This window comes from Enterobacter sp. BNK-22 (assembly GCF_048684805.1).
Lineage (GTDB): Bacteria > Pseudomonadota > Gammaproteobacteria > Enterobacterales > Enterobacteriaceae > Enterobacter > Enterobacter quasiroggenkampii.
The window spans coordinates 554,616-574,319 of record NZ_JBLQTT010000001.1 but is presented as its reverse complement, the minus strand read 5'-3'; the positions used below and the strand labels follow the sequence as shown (position 1 = coordinate 574,319).

Below are 19,704 nucleotides of genomic sequence, written 5' to 3'. Positions count from 1 at the left end.
CTATGTCAAACAAACCGTTTATCTACCAGAACCCCTTCCCTCTTTCGCATGACGACACCGAATACTACCTGCTGACCAAAGAGCACGTCTCCGTTGCCGAGTTCGAAGGCCAGGAAATCCTGAAAGTGGAGCCGGAAGCGCTGACCCTGCTGGCGCAGCAGGCCTTCCACGACGCCGCATTTATGCTGCGTCCTTCCCACCAGCAGCAGGTTGCCGCCATCCTCAACGACCCGGAAGCCAGCCAGAACGATAAGTACGTTGCCCTGCAGTTCCTGCGCAACTCCGAAATCGCGGCCAAAGGCGTGCTGCCGACCTGCCAGGATACCGGCACCGCGATCATCATGGGTAAAAAAGGCCAGCGCGTCTGGACCGGCGGCGGTGACGAAGCGGCCCTGAGCCAGGGCGTGTATAACACCTACATTGAAGACAACCTGCGCTACTCCCAGAATGCGGCGCTGGATATGTATAAAGAGGTGAATACCGGTACCAACCTGCCCGCGCAGATCGATCTCTACAGCGTGGACGGCGATGAATACAAATTCCTGTGCATGGCGAAAGGCGGCGGCTCTGCCAACAAAACCTATCTCTACCAGGAAACCAAAGCGCTGATCACCCCGGCGAAGCTGAAAAATTACCTGGTTGAGAAGATGCGTACCCTGGGGACGGCAGCCTGCCCGCCGTACCACATTGCCTTTGTTATCGGCGGAACCTCGGCGGAAGCCACGCTGAAAACCGTGAAGCTGGCTTCCACGCGCTACTACGACGCGCTGCCAACGGAAGGCAACGAACACGGCCAGGCGTTCCGCGATGTTCAGCTGGAACAGGAGCTGCTCCAGGAAGCACAGAACCTCGGCCTCGGCGCGCAGTTTGGCGGTAAATACTTCGCCCACGACATCCGCGTGATCCGCCTGCCGCGCCACGGCGCGTCCTGCCCTATTGGCATGGGGGTTTCCTGCTCCGCGGACCGCAACATCAAAGCGAAAATCAACCGCGACGGGATCTGGATTGAGAAGCTGGAGCACAACCCGGGCCAGTACATTCCTGAATCGCTGCGCCAGCAGGGCGAAGGCGACGTGGTCAGCATCAACCTGAACAAGCCGATGAATGAGATCCTGGCGCAGCTTTCCGCGCACCCGGTCTCTACCCGCCTGTCGCTGAACGGAACCATCATCGTGGCGCGCGACATCGCCCACGCGAAGCTGAAAGAGCTGATCGACAACGGTGAAGAACTGCCGCAGTACGTCAAAGATCATCCGATTTACTACGCGGGCCCGGCCAAAACGCCGGAAGGCTACGCGTCTGGCTCACTCGGTCCAACCACCGCAGGGCGCATGGATTCGTATGTGGACTTACTGCAGTCCCACGGCGCGAGCATGATCATGCTGGCAAAAGGCAACCGCAGCCAGCAGGTGACGGACGCCTGCCATAAGCACGGCGGCTTCTACCTGGGCAGCATCGGCGGCCCGGCGGCGGTGCTGGCGCAAAACAGCATTAAGAGCCTGGAGTGCGTCGCGTATCCTGAGCTGGGAATGGAGGCCATCTGGAAAATTGAAGTCGAGAACTTCCCGGCGTTTATCCTGGTGGATGACAAAGGCAACGATTTCTTCCAGCAGATCCAGAACCAGCAGTGTAAAGGCTGTTCACAGCGCTGAGTGCTTCCATACGTCCGGCAAGAGCGACAGCGTTTCAGCGATCGTGCTGCGCTTGTCGCTCCCCGGCTTCCAGATGGTGACCATCGTCTGACCAATCCCCTGGCTGCCCACTTCGGTGTGCAGCCTTTTTACGTTTTGCCACTGCCCGGCGTGAAAATGCGTCGGTAAGAATCCCCAGCCGCAGCCGCGCTCCAGCAAACCGCGCAGCATCTCCGGTTCATTGGTAAAGAGGGTATGCCCGGAAATCTGCAGGCGGCGCGCCACCGGCTCGTCCGAGGCGGGGTGCATGATGACCTGGGGCACCAGGGAGAGATCGAGCAGCGACAGAGGCGAAGAACGATCAGCAAACAGCCCGCTGGCGGCATAAAAATCCATATCAATGGCACCCAGGGCGCGCCATTCCATATCATTGCCCACGCTGCGGTTGCGTGCCTGGCATATGGCGAGATCCGCGTCGTTGTTCGCCAGCAGCCGTTCCGATTCATCCCGCGAGGCGCAAATAAGGCTCAGGCGGATTTTTCGCACCGCCATTTCAGCAATCACCCCGTGCAGAAAGGCTCTGGGCGTAAAAGGATCGTAGACCAGCGTCAGGTCCTGCGTGGCACCGTGCGGCACCTCTCTGGCAAACGCCTCAAAGGCTTTTACCTGCCGCATCAGCAGGTGCGCCTGGCGCTGAAGCTGTTCCCCTTCGGGCGTGAGCCGCAGGGTGCGGCCGTCGCGAATAAACAGCGCGTAGCCTAACCCATCCTCAAGAAAATCAACCAGATCGCGAAGCGTCGTTCGGTCCTTCTTCAGCGCCACCGCGGCTTTACTCAGGCTCCCGTTCTCGGCCACGGCGGTAAATGCCTCGAGCTGTGCAAAAGAGTAAATCAGTCCCGCCACGCTACGCTCCTTCTGTTTTTTGGGGGGATTTTCCCCCGCTACGCGTTTTTTATTATAGCCCCGGGGTTTTTAAACTGAAGCCGTTCCTAACCTGTAAGAGACGGATATGAAAAACAGAAAAGTAAACCATGCCCTGCTGGCGGGCCTTGTCTTCAGCACCCTGATCTCCCCTGCGGCAGTGGCGGCCTGTAAAGGCACCGACCTCAGCGCCTGCCCAGCCCCCTTCGACACCACGCTGCCAGACCCCCATAAGATGCTCACCTGGAGCCAGGCCGATCGCGTGGTGGGCTTTCGCAATGACTACCGCAACTACGCCGGGGATCGTTTCCGCCACGGTAACGCCGTGCCGCTGCAAATGTCGGACAAGCCGCTCACGGACGCACACTATCAGGTCAACGGCAGGCGCTACGGCCTTCAGGAGTACCTCCAGCGCCAGAACGTCAGCGGCATGCTGGTGCTGAAGGACGGCAAAATCGCCTGGAAGTATCTTGGAGAGGGCAATACCGACTCGACGCTCTGGACCTCGCGCTCGGTTGGGAAATCGGTGGTATCGGCGCTGGTGGGCGTGGCCCTCAAAGAGGGAAAGATCCACTCGCTTGACGATCGGATCACGCGGTATGAACCCGACCTGAAAGGCACCGCGTGGGATGGCGTGACGCTCAGACAGCTGATCACCCATACCTCCGGCGTGGCCTGGAACGAGGATTACACCAACCCCCACTCCGACTTTGCGCAGCTCACCGAGTGCGAGGCGAAGCCGGGTACCTATGACTGCGTGCGCAAGCTGGTGAAGGGGTTACGCAGAGCGCATCCGGCCGGAGAGAATTGGTCTTACTCTTCGGGTGGCGCCTGGCTGCTGGGTGACGTGCTGGAGCGGGCCACCGGCATGACGCTCGCAGCTTATCTGGAGAAAAGCATCTGGCAGCCTTACGGCATGGCGAGCGACGGCGTGTGGCATGCCTACAGCAAAGGCCAGCACGACGTCGGCGCGCACGGCTTTAACGCCACGCTGGAGGACTGGGGACGCTTCGGGCAATTTATCCTGAACAACGGTAGGCTGCCGAACGGTAAGACCATCCTGCCGGAAAACTGGATCCGGCAGTCGTCAGACTGGACGAAGGCCAAAGGCTCGGTATCAGACGCCCATCCCGAGGGGCTGTACGGCTATCAGTGGTGGAACAATGAAGTGCCCGCGAACGCCACGGGCGTAGAGCCCACGGCACAGGATTCGCTAAAAGGTTCGCTCTGGGCGCTGGGCATTTTCGGGCAGATGATCGTGGTGAACCCGAAGGAAAATCTGGTCATCGTCCAGTGGTCTACCTGGCCGCAGGCGGAGCCGTCCTTCAGCGCCCAGCCGCTGGAAGCTTCTCTGATGTTTAGCGCAATTGCCAGGGCGCTGCGCTGAAATGCATCCGCCGGGTAATGAAGCAGTTACCCGGCGCATTCTGAAAGCGCCTCTGCGCCACATCACAAAATCGCAATATCAGAGACTTACAAATTACTGGTGAATAAAAAGCCAACGGTTTGTTAAGTTATTGTTGCCATTAATTGTATTTATCAACCGACTTATATTCATGCAAAAAATGCATCAGTCGATGCGGCATTTGCGCTTATCTAATTCCTCATCCTGATCCAGTTTTCAGAAACAGACGCGTAAAACGTCAACAATAAACTGGAGATAACCATGTTTTCCTCAACCTCACCTGCAACCGTACGGTCGAAAGCGGGCGCGATACTTCGCGTCACGTCCGGCAACTTTCTTGAGCAATTCGACTTCTTCCTGTTCGGGTTCTACGCCACCTATATCGCCCATACCTTCTTCCCGGCGAGCAGTGAATTTGCGTCGCTGATGATGACCTTCGCCGTCTTCGGCGCAGGCTTTTTGATGCGTCCAATCGGCGCCATCGTGCTTGGTGCCTATATCGACAAAGTGGGGCGCAGAAAGGGGCTGATTGTCACGCTGTCCATCATGGCGGCGGGGACCTTCCTGATCGTGCTTATTCCGTCTTATCAAAGCATCGGTCTGTGGGCACCGCTGCTGGTGCTGACGGGCCGTCTGCTGCAGGGCTTTTCCGCCGGCGCGGAGCTTGGGGGCGTGTCGGTCTATCTGGCTGAAATCGCCACGCCGGGCCGCAAGGGTTTTTACACCAGCTGGCAGTCCGGTAGCCAGCAGGTCGCCATTATGGTCGCCGCCGCAATGGGCTTTGCGCTGAACGCGATGCTGGAAGAGAGCGCCATCCGCGAATGGGGCTGGCGCATCCCGTTCCTGTTCGGCTGTTTAATCGTGCCGTTTATCTTCTTCCTGCGCCGCAAGCTGGAAGAAACGGAAGAGTTCAGCGCGCGTCGCCATCATCTGGAGATGCGTCAGGTCTTTAAAACGCTGCTTGGCAACTGGCAGGTGGTGGTCGCGGGCATGCTGATGGTGGCGATGACCACCACGGCCTTTTATCTGATCACCGTTTATGCGCCCACCTTTGGCAAAAAGGTGCTAATGCTGAGCGCGTCGGACAGCCTGCTGGTCACGCTGCTGGTGGCGATCTCTAACTTCATCTGGCTGCCGGTGGGCGGTGCCCTGTCGGATCGCTTCGGGCGCAAGCCGGTGCTGATTGCCATGACCCTGCTGGCGCTGGCGACCAGCTACCCAGCCCTGACGCTGCTGGCGAGCGCGCCCAGCTTCTCGATGATGCTGAGCGTGCTGCTGTGGCTCTCCTTCCTCTACGGCCTCTATAACGGCGCAATGATCCCGGCGCTGACGGAAATTATGCCGGCTGAAGTGCGCGTGGCAGGCTTCTCGCTGGCTTACAGCCTGGCAACGGCGGTCTTTGGCGGCTTTACCCCGGTCATGTCCACCGCGCTGATTGAATACACCGGCGACAAAGCCTCGCCGGGCTACTGGATGAGCTTCGCCGCGGTATGTGCCCTGCTGGCGACGCTCTACCTCTACCGCCGCCGCGCGGTATCGCTGCAAAACACCGTCAAGTCAGAGGGGGCAGTATGAAACGCACTTATCGCTATACCGCCAGCGCGCTGGTGCTGACGCTCCTGAGCGTCAATGCCTTTGCTCAGGACGTGAAGGTGATGATCTCAGGCGGTTTTAAAGCCGCCCTTGAAAAGCTGGCCCCGGAATATGAACACCGGACCGGGGATAAAATTGTGATCATCCCCGGCCCCTCAATGGGCAATACGCCGCAGGCGATCCCAAACCGACTGGCGCGCGGCGAGAAGGCCGACGTGGTGATTATGGTGGGCGATGCGCTGGAGAAGCTCGAAAAGGCCAGCCAGACCCAGCCGGATTCGCGAACGGAACTCGCGGATTCTCCCGTTGGCATGGTGGTAAAAAAAGGAGCGAAAGTACCGGATATCAGCAGCGACGCGAAACTGCGTGAAACGCTGCTGCAGGCCAGCTCCATCGCCTACTCTGACAGCGCCAGCGGCAGGTACGTCAGCCAGGCGTTATTCAAAAAGCTGGGAATAGAAAAAGAGGTGGCGGGTAAAGCGACAAAGGTCGAACGTATTCCGGTCGCCTCAGAAGTGGCCAAAGGAAAATACACCCTCGGTTTCCAGCAGGTTAGCGAGCTGTTGCCGGTTCAGGGCGTCACCTTTGTCGGGAAAATCCCTGACAATGTGCAATACATCACGCGCTTCGCGGGCGCGGTTACCCGCCATGCAGAACATCCCGGGGAGGGGAAAGCGCTGTTGACCTATCTCGCCTCACCGCCCTCAAGGGCCGTCATTACGGAGACGGGGATGATCCCCGTTACGTCCGGCGATACTGCTCGGTGATCTGCTTTTCCAGTTCAGCCGCAATATAAGACTGGATGCGCCCCCGGCGCCGGATAAGCCCCACGGTGCGTTTCACTTCCGGCGCCATCAGCGGCAGATGCGTCAACAGCGTGTGCTCTGAGGTCGGCATTGACATGGCGGGAACGGCAGCGATGCCGATCCCCGCCTCAACCATACCGAGCATCGTGGTAACGTGACGTGTTTCGCAGACGCTGGGTCGCTCGGGAACGATATCCCCCAGCATCCGGTCGAGCAGATTGCGGTTGCCTGACGTTTTATCGAGGGAGATATAATCCTGCTGGTAAAACGTCTTCCACGTCAGGTGACTCTTCTGCGCCAGAGGATGATCCTTTCTGCACGCCGCAACGTAGACATCCTCCACCAGCGGGAAAAATTCGATTTCAGACGGCAGGTTTCCTGCAAAGCAGATACCAAAATCCGCCTGGCTGCGGGCCACGGCGTCAATCACATTGCCCGCGCTGCTGTCGATGAGCTTAATGCGAACACGCGGATAGCGAGACTGAAAACGCCGGATCACGTCAGGCATAAAGTAACAGGCCGCGGAAGGTACCGTGGCAACCGTGATCAGCCCCGTCCGCTCTTCACTGGCCTTATCGACATCCGCGAGCATTGACTCAACGCTGTCGAGCAACTGTGCGGAGCGCTCGGCAAAGTTTTGTCCGTAGAGCGTCAGCGCCACGCGGCGGGTGGTGCGATCGAACAGCCTGTTTCCCAGCGCGGCTTCCAGCTTTTCAATCCTGCGGCTCAGCGCCGACTGGGATAAACAGATAGATTCAGCGGCGACACGGAAGTTACCGTATTCCACTAACGCTCTGAAAGCATAAAGATCGTTAAGGTCAAAATTCACGGGCATAGCGTCTGGATGTCCTGTCAGGGAATACGCAACAAAGTCAAAAATAATAGCGTCTTATTGACCTGCCGCAACCGCCCAGGCGTTGAAATACCGATCAGAGGTCGTTGAGATGCAGGCGGACGTACCCCGCGCGGTCTGCAATGGCCTGCCGATCCTCTTCCGTCATGTCCGCTAGCTGTTTAAAGACAATGCCCAGGCGGGGATTGTTACCGAGACGCGCCTTATTGCGCGCAAAGAAGTCCCAGTAAAGGGCATTGAAGGGGCACGCCTGTTCGCCGGTACGCAGGTTGTGTTGATACCGGCACCCCTGACAGTAATTACTCATCTTATGAATGTATGACGCGCTCGAGACGTAGGGTTTACTGGCCAGTAACCCGCCATCGCCAAACTGGCTCATGCCGAGGGTGTTGGGCAGCTCCACCCACTCAAAGGCGTCAATATAGACGCCCAGATACCATTCATGGACCGCCTGCGGCGACAGGCCGCTGAGCAGGCTAAAGTTGCCGATGACCATCAGGCGCTGGATATGGTGGGCGTAAGCCTCGGTGAGCGACTGCCCAACGGCATGCGCCAGGCAGCGCATCTGCGTCTTGCCCGTCCAGAACCAGTCCGGCAGCGGGGCATGCTGGTCTAAGGCATTCAGCTCCCGATAGCCCGGCATCTGCGACCAGTAGATCCCGCGCACATACTCCCGCCAGCCGAGAATTTGTCGGATAAACCCTTCAACGGCAGGCAGCGGCGCGTGGCCCGAACGCCACGCCTGCTGGGCGGCCGCGACCACTTCCCGCGGATTAAGCATTTTAACGTTCAGCGCGAATGAAATTAACGAGTGGAAAAGAAAAGGTTCCTCCGCGTGCATCGCGTCCTGCCAGTTTCCAAACTGCGGGAGCACGTGCGCGATAAAATTATCCAGCCTGGCTTTGGCTTCCGCACGGTTGAGCGGCCAGCGAAAATTGTCGGCCTGCGGTTCGCCGAAGGTCTTTACGCCGCAGCGTTGGATCTCCGCCCATAAGGCGGAACGATCGTGGCAGGGACGCGCGTCCACCGGCGCGGGAGGCTCGCCGGACCAGCGCTTGCGGTTTTCAGCATCGAAATTCCATTTCCCCCCTTCCGGCTCGCCTTCAGAGGTTAACAGGACGCCGTGCTGACGACGCATTTCCCGATAAAAGTACTCCATTCGCCAGCTTTTGCGTGACGCAAAGAACGCGCTGACCTGTTCCCGAGTGGTGAAAAAATGCTCGCTGCTGACGCAGGCCGTTTCAACGGAGACCGTCTTCGCCCACGCCTGCAGCTGCGTATCAAGACGCCATTCGTCGGGCTCCTGCCATATCACCCTGTCCGCGCCGTAATGCGCGACAAGCGCGTTGAGATTGTCTTCCAGCGCGCCGCGGTTTGAGCCGTCGGAGAGTCGGACATACCTCACCCGATGCCCCTTCTCTTTTAATGCAGAGGCAAACGCCCGCATGGCGGCGAAGATAGCGATAACTTTCTGGGCGTGATGAAGCACATAGGCGGTTTCTGCCCGGAGTTCCAGCATCACGTAAATGACGTTCGAACTGCAGGTATCAAACCAGCTGTGATGCGGATTAAGCTGATCGCCCAGGATCAGACGCAGCTCGGTCAACGGTGGCTCCTGCGGCAACGCTCAGAACAGTATTTAACCTCATTCCAGCATTTCGCCCATTTCTTGCGCCACGTCATGGGCCGCTGGCAGTGCACACACAGTCGACTGGGCAGGTCCTGCTTGTTACCTTTGAAATCGCTCATCTTTTCAATACCGCACTGATTAATTCACCCCACCTGCGGATAAAGGCCACGACAGACTTCACAAAATGAAGGTGATGCCCGCAAACCGCTACCCACCGCTACGTACGAAATGATAGTTTATTCAGGCTGGATTTGTCGCAGTGAGCGATTTTCTGGCATCTTAACCGAACCTGACTTTCCCATTTTTGTTCAAGTGACGAGTTTGCGAGCAAAGCGATGATAAAGTGGCCCTGGAAAACGAATGAGGCTGGCCGGGATGTAGCGCTGCCATGGGATGACGCGCTGACGATCCCTGTTCTGGCTAATCTAAACCCGGATGAACAATCGAAACTGGTTCAACTGGCGGATCGTTTTTTGCAGCAAAAACGCCTGGTGCCACTGCAGGGGTTTGAACTCGATCCCCTGAAAAACGCCCGCATCGCCCTGCTGTTCTGTCTGCCGGTGCTTGCACTCGGCATTGAGTGGCTGGACGGTTTCCACGAAGTGCTTATCTATCCCGCGCCGTTCGTGGTGGATGACGAATGGCAGGACGACATCGGGCTGGTGCATAACCAGCGCGTGGTGCAGTCCGGACAAAGCTGGCAGCAAGGGCCGATAATCCTCAACTGGCTCGATATTCAGGACTCGTTCGACGCCTCCGGTTTTAATCTGATTATCCATGAGGTGGCGCACAAACTGGATACCCGCAACGGCGATCGCGCCAGCGGCGTTCCGCTGATCCCGCTTCGCGAGGTCGCGGGCTGGGAGCACGACCTGCACGCGGCGATGGATAACATCCAGGATGAAATAGACCTTGTGGGCGAGAGCGCGGCCAGCATTGACGCCTATGCGGCAACCGACCCGGCTGAGTGCTTTGCGGTGCTCTCCGAGTATTTCTTCAGCGCGCCAGAGCTTTTCGCGCCCCGTTTCCCGGCCCTGTGGCAACGTTTCTGCCAGTTTTATCAGCAGGATCCGCTCCAGCGCCTGCGGCAGAATGAGGGGTCTGGCGGGCATTCCTCCTCCCGCCAGGTCCATTAAGCTTTTTCAGCAGGGGTACGCTCAGTTGACCATACCCCTATGCTCAGGGCTAAAAACAGCAGCGCCATTCCCCATGCGGCCACTGTTAAAGCCTGCTCCCCGTAAAAGCGCGTCACGACCGGCACCAGCAGTGCGCTGACGCCGTAGCCTAATGTGTGGCTGGTGGCGATGACGCCCGCGCCTTTCCCCGTGGTAAGCCGATCGTTCAGCAGAAGCTGGTAGCCCGGCGTGGCCATCGCCGCCCCGAGTGACGTGATAACAATCCCCACGTAGAACAACATTAAACCGGCAACAGACATCAGCCCAAGCCCTGCCACCATCAGCACCGCCGCGATGCAGAGCAATGTCACCGGGCTGAAATGCTGCGGGCGGACCACCAGAAACTGTGCCGCGAGCGTGGCCAGCGCGGCCAGGCTCAGCAGGAGCGCGACATGATGGCTGATCTCCCGGGCGTTACCGCCCAGCAATGGGCTAAGATGCGGTGACAGGCCAATCTGCATCAGGCTCACCAGCGCCGCCAGCAGCAGCGCCAGCAGCAGGAACGGCAGCATGGAGGCCTGCAGGCGGGTTGCCTGGAGGGCTACCGGCGGCAGCGGCGGGTCAGCGACTTCGCGAAGCACCAGCAGCAGAGCGAGAAGCGGTGCAACCGCCATCAGCCAGAGCGGCGCCACCGGATTAACGCTGAGCATCAGCGCCGCCAGCGGTGGGCCGAGCAAACGCCCGCAGCTGAGGCCGGAGCTGATCGTCGCCAGCGCCGCCATTCTTTTCTCCAGTCCCGCACGCTGAATCGCCCACGTCTGGGCCGCAGGCACCAGCCCCGAGACCGTCAGTCCGTAGAGCAGGCGCGAGAATATAAGCCCCGCCAGCCCCCAGACCGTATCCAGCCTTCCGGCCGCCATCGCCCAGACCACCAGCGCCATCACAACAAAACTGGCCAGATAGCCGCTTAGTGAGGCCAGCATGACGGACTTACACCCCTTCCGCTCGCTCTGACGCCCCCACCAGGGTGATGCCGGTAAAAAGAGCATGGATCCAAACATCAACAGCCCGGCCCAGACCGAGAGTGACAGCCCGGTCAGGGTGACCAGCTGCGGGAGCATCACCAGCAAACCGTTTTGCCCGATGCCCAGTAAACCCGCAGATAGCGCCAGGGGCCAGTTAGCTTTTGAGGTGACGTTTTCCGTCAAGGTTTCAGAGTCAGCGCGCATGAGAATGTGAACATAGTGTCAATAAATGTGTGGAAATTATGAAGTTTATGAAAACAAATATTGCAAAAATGGTTGCGACTGTAAACAGAATGAATATCATAACGAGAATTATTATCAATCATGGAATGAGGTACATCTATGCGTGCTCTGCTCCGCGCCGCCGGTACAGACGTTGCAGCCCAGTGTTTTTTAAACGCCCTGTTGCGCGAAACGAAGGACTGGCGCTATCACTCCGCTACCGATGCGGATGCGCTATCTGAGATCCATATCCCGCTTTCCCAAACCCAGGCGCTTCGGGTGCCGGTACGCTATTTCTCTCCCACCCAGCATCATCAGTACCGTTTCCCGGCAACGCTTATTCAGAGCAACAGCGACCGCAGTGACGCCGTCACATTCTCTCAACTGGTTGATTTAATTCTTGAAAAACCGTCCGTAAAAGGCTCACTGGATGCCGATACGCTGGCGCGTTTTAAGCAGCGCGTTCTCGAAAGCCATGCCCACACCTGGCAGGCGATTGATTTACGCCACGGCTGGGCAACCCTGCGCGATAAGCCGCTGACGTTTCCCGACGCGGAGCAGGCGCTGCTGGTCGGCCATGCGTTTCATCCGGCACCGAAGTCGCACGAGCCGTTCAACGAAACCGAGGCGCGTCGCTACCTGCCAGATTTCGCCTCCCGCTTCCCGCTGCGCTGGTTTGCCGTTGAGAGCACGCTCGTTGCCGGCGCCAGCCTGAACGTCTCCCTGCGTGAACGTCTGCTGCGCTTTGCGGCCCAGAGCGCGCCCGAGCTGCTCGGCCACTTCACCGACACCCGCTGGCTGCTGCCGATGCACCCGTGGCAGGCCGACTATCTGCTGGAGCAGGACTGGTGCCAGCGTCTGGCGGAAGACGGTTCACTGCAGGATCTGGGGGAAGCGGGCGCACAGTGGCTGCCCACCAGCTCCTCCCGCTCGCTGTACAGCGAGACCAACAGCGACATGATTAAGTTCTCCCTCAGCGTGCGCCTGACCAACTCCGTGCGCACGCTGTCTGTGAAAGAGGTGAAGCGCGGCATGCGCCTGGCGCGTCTGGCAAAAACGGAACGCTGGCAGGAATTACAGGCGCGCTACCCGACCATGCGTGTGATGCAGGAAGACGGCTGGGCGGGACTGCGCGATGACAGCGGCGTCATTCAGGAAGAGAGCCTGATGGCCCTGCGCGTTAATCTGCTGTTCGATACGCCAGACACCCAGACCAACGTGCTGGTGAGCCTGACGCAGGCCGCGCCGGACGGCGGTGACAGCCTGCTCGCTGCGGCGGTGCGCCGTCTGAGCGAGCGTCTTAATTTACCGCTCGCTCAGGCCGCCCGCTGCTGGCTGGACGCCTACTGCGACCGCGTATTGCTTCCGCTGTTCAGCGCCGAAGCGGACTACGGTCTGGTCCTGCTGGCGCATCAGCAAAATATCCTCGTTGAGATGCAGCAGGATTTCCCGGTCGGGCTGATCTATCGCGACTGCCAGGGCAGCGCGTGGACCGAAAGCGCCGACGCGTGGCTGAAAGAAGCTGGCGAAACTGAGGTGGAAAACCGCTTTGGCGAGAGCCAGCTGCTGCGCTACTTCCCTTACTACCTGCTGCTGAACTCTACCCTTGCCGTTACCGCCGCCCTTGCTGCCGCCGGTTTTGACAGCGAGGAGAGCCTGATGTCCCGGGTGCGCGACGCGCTGGCGGAACTGCGCCGCACGGCGAAGCAGACCCGCTGCCTCGACTACGTGCTCGACAGCCCGACCTGGAACTGCAAAGGCAACTTCTTCTGCTACCTGCACGATCGCAATGAAAACACCATCGCCGATCCGGCGGTGATCTATTTCGACTTTAGCAACCCGTTCTACAAGGAGAAGGCGTGATGGCTATCGCGAATATCGTCCATTCCGGCTACGGCTTTCACTGCACCGCAACGGATCGCACCCTGCCGCTGGCGTTGGGTCTCGACGGCAGCGCGGTGCTGGAGCGTCTGAAGGGGATCCCGGACGGCTGGTTGATGGAAGCTCTGGATCAGCTGTTTGTGGCCGCCCCCGCGCTGACCGGCATTACGTTACCGTGGGCGGACTGGCAGGATGAACCCCAGGCGCAGGCGCTGTTTGGCCTGGCCCATGGTGATTATCTGGCGCGCGATGCCTTCTGGCAGTTGCCGCTGTGGCTGAAAGGGGAACGGCATCAGGCGAGCGGCGGAATGCAGTTTGACGAGAGCCGTCAGCTGTATTTCCCGCTGCGCCCTCACCGCCCGCAGGGCGAAGTGTATCGCCGTTACGATCCGCAAATTAAGCGCACCCTCAGCTTCCGCGTGGCAGACGTGGCGCTGGACGGCGAGCGCTTTACCCAATGGATGAACAACCCGCGCGTGAACGCCTTCTGGGAGATGGCGGGCCCGCAGGCCGAGCAGGAAAACTACCTGCGCCGTCAGCTCGACTCGACCTACTGCTACCCGGTTATCGGCTGCTTCGACGACCAGCCGTTCGGCTATTTTGAACTCTACTGGGCGGCGGAAGACCGTATTGGCCGCCACTACCGCTGGCAGCCGTTTGACCGCGGGCTGCACATGCTGGTGGGCGAAGAGAACTGGCGCGGTGCGCAGTATATCCGCAGCTGGCTGCGCGGACTGAGCCACTACCTGTATCTGGATGAACCGCGCACTACGCGGATTGTTGCCGAGCCACGCTTCGACAACCAGCGCCTGTTCCGCCATCTGGACTCTGCCGGTTTCAACACGGTGAAAGAGTTCGACTTCCCGCATAAACGCTCGCGCCTCATTATGAGCCAGCGTCACCGCTTCTTCAGCGAGGTGGGCCTTTGAACGCGCTCTGGGAAAAAGTGAACCGCGAGATGGTGGCGAAGATCCTCGCCGAGCTGGAGTATGAACGCACCCTGCGCGCCGAGCCGCTTGCGTCTGACGCCTGGCGCATCACCATGGGCAACGAGTCCTGGCAGTTTTGCGCCACGCGCGGGATCTGGGGCTGGTTGCATATCGACCCGGACAGCCTGACCACCGCCAGCGGTGCCGCCGTGGAGGCGGAGCGCGCGCTGCTGCAGCTGGCGAAGGTGCTGGAGATGAGCGACGCGCAGACGGCGGAGCACATGGAAGATCTCTACGCCACGCTGCGCGGCGACATACAGCTGCTGCAGGCGCGTGAAGCGCTGGACGCGGACGCGCTGATCCACCTCGATCCGGACGAATTACAGTGCCTGATGCGCGGTCACCCGAAGTTTATTTTCAACAAAGGCCGCCGCGGCTGGGGTCTGGACGCGCTGCGTCAGTACGCGCCTGAGTATCGCGGACGTTTTCGTCTGCACTGGGTTGCCGTTCAGCGGGAGCATCTGGTCTGGAGCAGCGACGTCGATTGTGATATCAGCGCCCTGCTGGCCAGCGCCATGGACAACGCCGAGCGCGCCCGCTTTGACGCCCGCTGGCAGGCGCTGGGTCTCGACGAGAGCTGGCTGCCGGTGCCGCTGCACCCATGGCAGTGGCAGCAGAAGATCGCCATTCATTTCCTGGCGCAGCTGGCACGCGGTGAGATGGTTGAGCTGGGCGAGTTTGGCGATGAGTACCTGGCGCAGCAGTCCCTGCGCACGCTCACCAACGCCAGCCGTCGCGCGCCGTTTGACATCAAGCTCCCGCTGACAATCTACAACACCTCCTGCTATCGCGGTATTCCGGGCAAATACATTGCCGCCGGGCCGCTGGCCTCGCGCTGGCTGCAGCAGCAGTTCGCCAGCGACGCCACGCTTGCCCGCTCTGGCGCGCAGGTGCTGGGTGAGCCCGCTGCCGGGTATCTCTCGCATCCGGGTTATGCCGCATTGCCGAAAGCGCCCTATCGCTATCAGGAGATGCTGGGCGTGATCTGGCGGGAAAACCCGTCCTGCTATCTGCAGGACGGCGAACAGGCGGTGCTGCTGGCGGCGCTAATGGAAACCGACAACGCCGGGTGTGCGCTGATCGACGCGTGGATCAGTCGCTCCGGGTTAAGCGCCGACGCATGGCTGGAAAAACTGTTTGAGGCATCGGTGATCCCGTTCTATCACCTGCTCTGCCGCTACGGCGTGGCGCTGATCGCCCACGGCCAGAACGTGACGCTGGTGATGAAGGATTATGTCCCGCAGCGCATCCTGCTGAAGGATTTCCAGGGCGATATGCGCCTGGTGGATGAAGATTTCCCTCAGGCCCAGAGCCTGCCTGATCAGGTGAAGGCCGTCACGGCGCGCCTGAGCGCGGATTACATCATTCACGATCTGCAAACCGGCAACTTTGTGACGGTGCTGCGTTTTATCTCACGCCTCACGCTGCAAAGCGGCGTCAGCGAAACGCGTTTCTATCAGATCCTCGCCGGGGTTCTTCACCGCTATATAGCCGCGCACCCCGAGCTTGCCGATCGCTTCGCGAAGTTCGACCTGTTTAAGCCGCAGATTATTCGCGTGATCCTCAACCCGGTCAAACTGACCTTCTCCGAACACGACGGCGGCAGCCGCATGCTGCCGAACTACGTCACCGACCTTGATAACCCTCTTTTTCTGGCCTCCCGGGAGTCAGCGCAATGAAAACCTATGATTTCATCGGCATTGGTATCGGCCCGTTTAACCTCAGCATCGCCGCGCTGGCGGAAGGGCTGGACGGCTTTAGCTCGCTGTTTCTTGAGCGTAAACCTCACTTTTCCTGGCACCCGGGGATGATGGTGCCGGACTGCCACATGCAGACCAGCTTTCTGAAGGATCTGGTCAGCGCCGTGGAGCCGACCAACCGCCACAGCTTCCTGAACTACCTGGTGCAGCGTAAAAAGTTCTACCGCTTCCTGACCACCGAACAGCGCACCGTTTCGCGGGAAGAGTTTGCCGATTACCTGTGCTGGGCGGCGGACAACCTCACCAACCTCGCCTTCAGCCAGCAGGTACAGCAGGTGAACTTTGATGAGAAAAGCGGCCTGTTTGAGGTGGTGACCCAGCGCGACCGCTTCCTGGCGCGCCACGTCTGCGTAGGGATCGGTAAGCAGATCAACCTGCCGGACTGCGTCACCGTGCAGGACGATACCTGCTTCCACGCCAGCGAGATGATGCTGCGCACGCCGGATCTTACGGGCAAGCGCGTCACCGTCGTCGGCGGCGGCCAGAGCGGCGCCGACCTGTTCCTGAATATTTTCCGTGGCGAATGGGGCCAGCCGCTGAGCCTGAACTGGGTCTCGCGACGCAACAACTACAACGCGCTGGATGAAGCCGCCTTTGCTAACGAGTATTTCACGCCGGAGTACGTGGACAGCTTCTCCACGCTCGGTGAAGAGGCGCGTCGTCAGATGCTGCACGAGCAGAAGATGACCTCCGACGGCATCACCACCGAGTCACTGCTGGCGATTTACCGCGCCATGTACCATCGCTTCGAAGTGCTGCGTGAAAAACCCTGGGCGCACCTGATGCCGTCCCGCTCGGTGACAGCCCTGACGCGCCTGGAAAACGGCCAGCGCCTGAGCATACAGCATCACCTTGACGGCGGCCGCGAGCAGCTGGAGAGCGACGTGACGATCTTTGCCACCGGCTATCGCGCCGTGCAGCCTGCGTTCCTGGCGCCGCTGTCTCACCGCCTGCATCTGGATACGGACGAAGCCTTCTGCATCAACAACGATTTCACCCTCGAATGGGACGGTCCGCAGAGCAACCGCCTGTTCGCCGTGAATGCCGGGATGCACCGTCTCGGCATTGCCGAACCCCAGCTCAGCCTGATGGCCTGGCGCGCGGCGCGCATTCTGAATCGCGCGCATGCCGACGAGCCGTTTGAGCTGGCTACCACGCCTGGCGTTATCCACTGGCGAAGCACCACCAGCCCGGAGAACAGTCAGGTTTTTAAATCATTAGCAAAAACCATCGAGTACTGACACACACAATCAGGGTCAACATAACAATGAAACGTTCTCATCTTTGGGTTTTAAATCCTTGTTTGCTTGCAATGCTTTCTACCTCTGCGTGGGCGGAAGAACAAAAGGAAGAAAATATTGTTGTCTCCGCCAGCCGTGCGCACCGCAGCGTGGCGGAGATGGCGCAGACCACCTGGGTCATTGAGCGGGCTGAAATTGAGCAGCAGGTTCAGGGCGGGAAAGAGATTAAAGAAGTGCTGGCACAGCTGATCCCGGGTATGGACGTCAGCAGCCAGGGACGTACCAACTACGGCATGAACCTGCGCGGCCGCTCCATGATGGTGATGGTGGACGGCGTGCGCCTGAACTCGTCCCGCAGCGACAGCCGCCAGCTCGACTCTATCGATCCGTTCAACATTGACCGTATCGAAGTCATCTCCGGTGCCACGTCACTCTACGGCGGCGGCAGCACCGGTGGTCTGGTGAATATCGTTACCAAAAAGGGCCAGCCTGAGACCGAAGTCGAGTTCCAGACGGGTGCTAAAAGCGGGTTCAACAGCCACAACGACCATGATGAGAACGTATCGGCAGCGGTCAGCGGCGGCAACGATAACGCATCCGGTCGTCTGTCGGTGTCGTATCAGCGCTACGGCGGCTGGTATGATGGCAACGGCGACGAGGTGATCATTGATAACACCCAGACCGGCTTACAGTATTCCGACCGTATCGATGTGATGGGCACAGGCACCCTCAATATTGACGATCACCAGCAGCTGCAACTGACCACTCAGTACTATAAGAGCGAGTCCGACGGCAAGCATGGTCTGTATCTCGGGAAGAACTTCTCGGCGGTCACGGGGGATGCGACCGCGTACAACAAAGGTAACCTCGATTCTGACCGCGTGCCGGGTACCGAGCGCCATCTGATCAACCTGCAGTACTCCAATACCGATTTCTGGGGCCAGGATCTGGTCGCGCAGATTTACTATCGCGACGAGAGCCTGACCTACTATCCGTTCCCGACCCTGACCAAAGGCGTGGTCAGCAGCATCGGCGCGTCGCAGCAGAAAACTGATTTCTACGGCGGCAAGCTGACGCTGAACAGCAAGCCGGTGGACGATTTAACGCTGACCTGGGGTATGGATGCCGACCACGAAACCTTCGACGCCAACCAGCAGTTCTTTAACCTGAGCAAAGCTGCAGCGAGCGGCGGCATGGAGCTGGATAACGCCTACAACGTGGGCCGCTACCCGGGCTACAGCATCACCAACCTCGCCCCGTTCCTGCAGGCCAGCTACGATATTGACGCCATCACCCTGAGCGGCGGCGTGCGCTACCAGTACACCGAGAACAAGGTGGACGATTTTGTCGGTTACACCCAGCAGCAGGCCATCGCTACCGGGAAAGCCACCTCCGCCGACGCGGTGCCGGGTGGGAAAACCGATTACAACAACTTCCTGTTTAACGCCGGGATCCTTGGTCGCCTGACCGAACAGCAGCAGGTATGGTTTAACTTCTCCCAGGGCTTCGAAATTCCGGACCTGGCGAAGTACTACGGCTCCGGGACCTATCAGCTCAGCAACGGTCACTATCGCCTGCTGAACAGCGTCAACGTGAACGACTCGAAGCTGGACGGTATCAAGGTCAACGCTTATGAGTTGGGCTGGCGCTACACCGGGGATAACCTGCGCACGCAGGTTGCGGCGTACTACTCGCTCTCGGATAAAACCATCACCATCAACAAGACGGACATGACCATCAACCTGGAAGACGACAAGCGTCGTATCTACGGGGTGGAAGGTCAGGTGGACTATTTCTTCACCGACAGCGACTGGAGCACGGGCGCGAACTTTAACGCCATTAAGTCTGAAACCCGCGAAAACGGGAAATGGGAGAAGCTGACGGTCGACAGCGCCAGCCCGTCAAAAGCCAGCGCGTGGGTCAACTGGGCGCCGGGCGACTGGACCCTGCGCGTGCAGAGCACGCAGACCTTTGACGTCTCTGACGCCGACGGCAAGAAGATCGATGGCTACAACACGGTCGACTTCCTGGGCAGCTACGCCCTGCCGGTGGGTAAAGTCAGCTTCAGCGTGGAAAACCTGCTGGACAAAGACTACACCACCGCCTGGGGTCAGCGCGCGCCGGGGCTGTATAGCCCAACCTACGGTGCACCGGGTCTGTATACCTACAAAGGCCGCGGACGGACGTTTGGTCTGAACTACTCCGTTCTGTTCTAATCCTGCGCGCCGCCTGCGGGCGGCGCAATTTGCTGTGTAATTTCGAAGCAAATTTACTATAAAATCAGCGATTTGCTGAAATTGTCGGCAAACGAACGAAAAGTGCGTTTTCACCCTTTGACAAGGCGTAGTGAGGTCGCTACTATGCGCCTCGTTCACACGATTCCTCTGTAGTTCAGTCGGTAGAACGGCGGACTGTTAATCCGTATGTCACTGGTTCGAGTCCAGTCAGAGGAGCCAAATTTGAAAAGCCTGCTTTTGAAGCAGGCTTTTTGCTTTTCTGCGTCGGGTAAAATTGTCGGGTGGCGGCTTCGCCTTACCCGACCTACGGGACCGTAGGCCCGGTAAGCGCAGCGCCACCGGGCAATAAACCGCTGCTTTCATCAATTTACCTCTGTCTTATCTTTCGACTGGCG

General features: G+C 59.4%; 15 protein-coding genes and 1 tRNA gene. 11 read left to right on the top strand and 5 right to left on the bottom strand.

Translation table 11 applies throughout. From position 1 onward, the window contains the following. Nucleotides 1-2: 2 nt before the first annotated feature. Nucleotides 3-1,652: a class I fumarate hydratase FumA gene (fumA, locus tag ACMGGE_RS02565; protein ID WP_063622025.1), complete on the top strand. Its 1,650-nt coding sequence runs from the start codon at nt 3-5 to the stop codon at nt 1,650-1,652. On the opposite strand, the gene ACMGGE_RS02560 is transcribed toward fumA, so the two are convergent. Then, entirely contained in the window at nt 1,641-2,534 is an 894-nt protein-coding gene (locus tag ACMGGE_RS02560; protein ID WP_045908145.1) for a LysR family transcriptional regulator, read from the bottom strand. The genes fumA and ACMGGE_RS02560 overlap by 12 nt on opposite strands. Before the next feature lie 106 nt (nt 2,535-2,640). Between ACMGGE_RS02560 and ACMGGE_RS02555 the strand changes: the two genes are divergently transcribed. From ACMGGE_RS02555 to ACMGGE_RS02545, 3 genes are all read left to right on the top strand, one after another. Further along, a complete protein-coding gene (locus tag ACMGGE_RS02555; RefSeq protein ID WP_420293328.1) occupies nt 2,641-3,939 on the top strand; it encodes a serine hydrolase domain-containing protein in 1,299 nt (432 codons plus the stop codon). 279 nt (nt 3,940-4,218) lie between these two features. After that, on the top strand, nt 4,219-5,532 hold the full coding sequence (locus ACMGGE_RS02550; protein WP_048223899.1) for an MFS transporter: 1,314 nt from the start codon (nt 4,219-4,221) through the stop codon (nt 5,530-5,532). After that, entirely contained in the window at nt 5,529-6,317 is a 789-nt protein-coding gene (locus tag ACMGGE_RS02545; protein WP_420293327.1) for a substrate-binding domain-containing protein, read from the top strand. Before ACMGGE_RS02550 ends, ACMGGE_RS02545 begins: the two co-directional genes overlap by 4 nt. Here ACMGGE_RS02545 and ACMGGE_RS02540 read toward each other — a convergent pair. From ACMGGE_RS02540 to ACMGGE_RS02530, 3 genes are all read right to left on the bottom strand, one after another. Beyond that, nucleotides 6,292-7,191: a LysR family transcriptional regulator gene (locus ACMGGE_RS02540; RefSeq protein ID WP_045908141.1), complete on the bottom strand. Its 900-nt coding sequence runs from the start codon at nt 7,189-7,191 to the stop codon at nt 6,292-6,294. The two genes, ACMGGE_RS02545 and ACMGGE_RS02540, sit on opposite strands and share 26 nt — an antisense overlap. A gap of 94 nt (nt 7,192-7,285) precedes the next feature. Further along, complete coding sequence (locus ACMGGE_RS02535) at nt 7,286-8,815, bottom strand: cryptochrome/photolyase family protein (protein WP_420293326.1); 1,530 nt, start codon at nt 8,813-8,815, stop codon at nt 7,286-7,288. Further along, on the bottom strand, nt 8,812-8,958 hold the full coding sequence (locus tag ACMGGE_RS02530; protein ID WP_071530926.1) for a DUF2256 domain-containing protein: 147 nt from the start codon (nt 8,956-8,958) through the stop codon (nt 8,812-8,814). The genes ACMGGE_RS02535 and ACMGGE_RS02530 overlap by 4 nt, the downstream gene beginning before the upstream one ends. A 216-nt stretch (nt 8,959-9,174) precedes the next feature. Here ACMGGE_RS02530 and mtfA point away from each other — a divergent pair, with 216 nt between their 5' ends. Continuing rightward, the gene (gene mtfA, locus ACMGGE_RS02525) at nt 9,175-9,975 is read left to right on the top strand and encodes a DgsA anti-repressor MtfA (RefSeq protein ID WP_111968099.1); all 801 of its coding nucleotides are present in this window, start codon (nt 9,175-9,177) and stop codon (nt 9,973-9,975) included. Here the strand turns inward: mtfA and ACMGGE_RS02520 are convergent. Then, the gene (locus ACMGGE_RS02520; protein ID WP_420293325.1) at nt 9,972-11,183 is read right to left on the bottom strand and encodes an MFS transporter; all 1,212 of its coding nucleotides are present in this window, start codon (nt 11,181-11,183) and stop codon (nt 9,972-9,974) included. The two genes, mtfA and ACMGGE_RS02520, sit on opposite strands and share 4 nt — an antisense overlap. A 138-nt stretch (nt 11,184-11,321) precedes the next feature. Here ACMGGE_RS02520 and ACMGGE_RS02515 point away from each other — a divergent pair, with 138 nt between their 5' ends. From ACMGGE_RS02515 to ACMGGE_RS02490, 6 genes are all read left to right on the top strand, one after another. After that, nucleotides 11,322-13,064 carry an IucA/IucC family protein gene (locus ACMGGE_RS02515; RefSeq protein ID WP_420293324.1) on the top strand — a complete coding sequence of 581 codons (1,743 nt, stop codon included), beginning with the start codon at nt 11,322-11,324 and terminating at the stop codon, nt 13,062-13,064. Then, nucleotides 13,064-14,011 (top strand): GNAT family N-acetyltransferase, encoded by a 948-nt coding sequence (locus tag ACMGGE_RS02510; protein WP_420293323.1) that lies wholly within the window; start codon nt 13,064-13,066, stop codon nt 14,009-14,011. Before ACMGGE_RS02515 ends, ACMGGE_RS02510 begins: the two co-directional genes overlap by 1 nt. Beyond that, nucleotides 14,008-15,750, top strand: coding sequence for an aerobactin synthase IucC (iucC, locus tag ACMGGE_RS02505; protein WP_420293322.1), 1,743 nt, complete (start codon nt 14,008-14,010; stop codon nt 15,748-15,750). Before ACMGGE_RS02510 ends, iucC begins: the two co-directional genes overlap by 4 nt. Then, nucleotides 15,747-17,072: a lysine N(6)-hydroxylase/L-ornithine N(5)-oxygenase family protein gene (locus ACMGGE_RS02500; RefSeq protein ID WP_420293321.1), complete on the top strand. Its 1,326-nt coding sequence runs from the start codon at nt 15,747-15,749 to the stop codon at nt 17,070-17,072. Before iucC ends, ACMGGE_RS02500 begins: the two co-directional genes overlap by 4 nt. Nucleotides 17,073-17,098: 26 nt before the next feature. Then, nucleotides 17,099-19,288, top strand: coding sequence for a TonB-dependent siderophore receptor (locus tag ACMGGE_RS02495; protein WP_111968096.1), 2,190 nt, complete (start codon nt 17,099-17,101; stop codon nt 19,286-19,288). Nucleotides 19,289-19,452: 164 nt separating this feature from the next. Then, a tRNA-Asn gene (locus ACMGGE_RS02490) sits at nt 19,453-19,528 on the top strand. Nucleotides 19,529-19,704 lie beyond the last annotated feature (176 nt).

Bases quoted from the DNA above. Each gene is read 5' to 3' on its own strand.
- fumA (WP_063622025.1), top strand. From the start codon at position 3: ATGTCAAACAAACCGTTTATCTACCAGAACCCCTTCCCTCTTTCGCAT.
- ACMGGE_RS02555 (WP_420293328.1), top strand. From the start codon at position 2,641: ATGAAAAACAGAAAAGTAAACCATGCCCTGCTGGCGGGCCTTGTCTTC.
- ACMGGE_RS02550 (WP_048223899.1), top strand. From the start codon at position 4,219: ATGTTTTCCTCAACCTCACCTGCAACCGTACGGTCGAAAGCGGGCGCG.
- ACMGGE_RS02545 (WP_420293327.1), top strand. From the start codon at position 5,529: ATGAAACGCACTTATCGCTATACCGCCAGCGCGCTGGTGCTGACGCTC.
- ACMGGE_RS02540 (WP_045908141.1), bottom strand. From the start codon at position 7,191: ATGCCCGTGAATTTTGACCTTAACGATCTTTATGCTTTCAGAGCGTTA.
- ACMGGE_RS02530 (WP_071530926.1), bottom strand. From the start codon at position 8,958: ATGAGCGATTTCAAAGGTAACAAGCAGGACCTGCCCAGTCGACTGTGT.
- mtfA (WP_111968099.1), top strand. From the start codon at position 9,175: ATGATAAAGTGGCCCTGGAAAACGAATGAGGCTGGCCGGGATGTAGCG.
- ACMGGE_RS02520 (WP_420293325.1), bottom strand. From the start codon at position 11,183: ATGCGCGCTGACTCTGAAACCTTGACGGAAAACGTCACCTCAAAAGCT.
- ACMGGE_RS02515 (WP_420293324.1), top strand. From the start codon at position 11,322: ATGCGTGCTCTGCTCCGCGCCGCCGGTACAGACGTTGCAGCCCAGTGT.
- ACMGGE_RS02510 (WP_420293323.1), top strand. From the start codon at position 13,064: ATGGCTATCGCGAATATCGTCCATTCCGGCTACGGCTTTCACTGCACC.
- ACMGGE_RS02500 (WP_420293321.1), top strand. From the start codon at position 15,747: ATGAAAACCTATGATTTCATCGGCATTGGTATCGGCCCGTTTAACCTC.
- ACMGGE_RS02495 (WP_111968096.1), top strand. From the start codon at position 17,099: ATGAAACGTTCTCATCTTTGGGTTTTAAATCCTTGTTTGCTTGCAATG.